This window comes from Nocardiopsis lucentensis DSM 44048 (assembly GCF_000341125.1).
GTDB classification, from domain to species: domain Bacteria; phylum Actinomycetota; class Actinomycetes; order Streptosporangiales; family Streptosporangiaceae; genus Nocardiopsis; species Nocardiopsis lucentensis.
Genome location: NZ_ANBC01000943.1, coordinates 1 through 1,933, shown reverse-complemented (window position 1 = coordinate 1,933; position 1,933 = coordinate 1). Strand labels below are relative to the sequence as shown.

Annotated in this window: 2 protein-coding genes; both read left to right on the top strand. The window is 70.1% G+C overall.

The window, feature by feature from the left end; translation table 11 throughout:
- Positions 1 to 273: 273 nt before the first annotated feature.
- On the top strand, positions 274 to 1,398 hold the full coding sequence (locus D471_RS38055) for a DUF2637 domain-containing protein (RefSeq protein WP_017602412.1): 1,125 nt from the start codon (positions 274 to 276) through the stop codon (positions 1,396 to 1,398).
- Between the two features lie 148 nt (positions 1,399 to 1,546).
- Positions 1,547 to 1,933: helix-turn-helix transcriptional regulator (locus D471_RS38995; RefSeq protein WP_161630145.1), on the top strand; the 387-nt coding region annotated here is incomplete at its 3' end.

Genomic DNA, 1,933 nt, shown 5'->3' with positions numbered 1-1,933 from the left:
TGTAGTACTAGCGCCGGTAAATTAAACGGAATGCCGTGTGCGACGGGGGTGCGAGCGCCTCTGAACTGGGGTTATGTGATAATAGCAGAATGCCGTGTGCGGCTCATAGTTTCATCGAAAAAGAGCTTCTTAATGTAGAACTATCCCAGGATCGGTAGTCACTTCAGAGCTCATCGACTACCGTTTCCCCCACAACGAAAGCGCCCCCGGGCGGTGCTACCAACACCGCGCCGAGGGCTTGATCCACATCCTGACTACACCAGGAGTAGACCCGTGAACACCGTACCGCGCGCACCGCGCGTACCTTTGCCCGCCGTCGCGGGCCTCGGCATCGCCGCCGGGCTCGCCGCCGTGTCCTACGGCCACATCCACGCCGTCGCCCTCCTAGCCGGAGCCGCCCCGTGGGAGGCCGCGGTGATCGCCGTGACGGTCGACGGGCTGATCGTCATGAGCCTGGCGACGATCGCGCTCGCCCGGCGGCACTCCCAGAAGCCACCGCCGGTGGCCAAGGTGTCCCTCCTCGTCGGCGTCGCGGCCACGGGCGCGGCCAACCTCGCGCACGGCGTCGCCTACGGCTGGCCGGGCGTGGCCACGGCCATCTGGGTGCCACTCGTCGCCGAACTCGCCTACCTCCTGGCGATGGCCGCCCTCCGGATCGCCCAGGAGGCGGCCGCCGCTGACCGCGCGGACACCCGTCCGGCCATCTGCGGCCACACCATCACCGTGGCCACGGTCATGGTGCGCGTGACCGAGCGCCGCCAGGGGGACGAGGAGACCGCCGCGGCGGAGGCGGAGGCCGTGTCCGCGCGGCCGGTCATCTGTGGCCGCATGGTGGCCGCCGAGGAGCTGCTCGTTCGCCTGGCCGTGACCGAGACCCCGGATGTCCGGCCGGTCATCTGCGGGGCGACCGTGCCCGCGGCCGCCCTGTCCGCGCACCTGGCCGCCGAGGAAGAGAACCAGGAGATCCCGGTGATCTGCGGCGCCGTGGTGCCGGTGGCCGCCCTCAGTGAGCGTCTGGCCGACGAGCGGCCGGTCATCGACGAGCGGCCGGTCATCTGCGGACAGGTGGTGTCCGTGGCCGAGGTACTCGCCCGGACCGCCGTGACCGTGACCGCCGACCCGGCGCCGGAGGTGGCCGACGAGGAACCTGTGGCCATCCCGGCGGCGCGGCGGGACACCTCCGTGGCCACGCCTGCTGACCGCGAGCTGGTGGTCATGGAGTGGCTGACCGACCCGGCCACGGTGGCCACACCGGACACGGCCACGGGCGCGGACGTCGTCGAGGTCCTGGCCGAGCGCGGCCACGGCCAGATGTCCGAGCGGACCGGTCGCCGGATCCTCCGGACTGTCCGCGCGGCCATGGCCGACGATGGCGACCGCCAGCTGGCCGTCGCGTGACCGGACGAAGGACGTACTGGTAGGCGGGTCACGGCTGAGTCGCATTCCCAGCGCATACGCAGAAGCCCCGCCTATCCTGAGGTTGCGACGCGACAGGAAGGCGGGGCCCGTGTCTACACATGATAGTCGCCCAGGGGTAGCCAATGGGGTGGCCACTGCGATTCGAGAGCTGCGCGAAGCACGCGGCTGGTCGCAGACTCGACTCGCAGAGGCCGTGTGTCAGGCCGCCGACCGCGACACTGTCACCCGTGAGACGATCTCCCGCTGGGAGTCGGGCAAGAGGAAACCCGGATCGTTCTGGCGGCCACACCTGGCCACCGCACTCCGTGTACCTCTCGACGCTCTGGAGGCTGCCCGCGTGGACCGCCGACGTTTCCTTATGGCCGCGACTGGCGTGTCCGTCGCGCCGATGATCGCCTCTGATCTGCTCGCAGCGGGGTTCGCCGCCGCTGATGTCCGCCGCACGACCGACGACTGGGACGCTGTCGTCGACGACTACGGCCGCACCTACATGCGTCAGGGTGTGGCGGGGCGC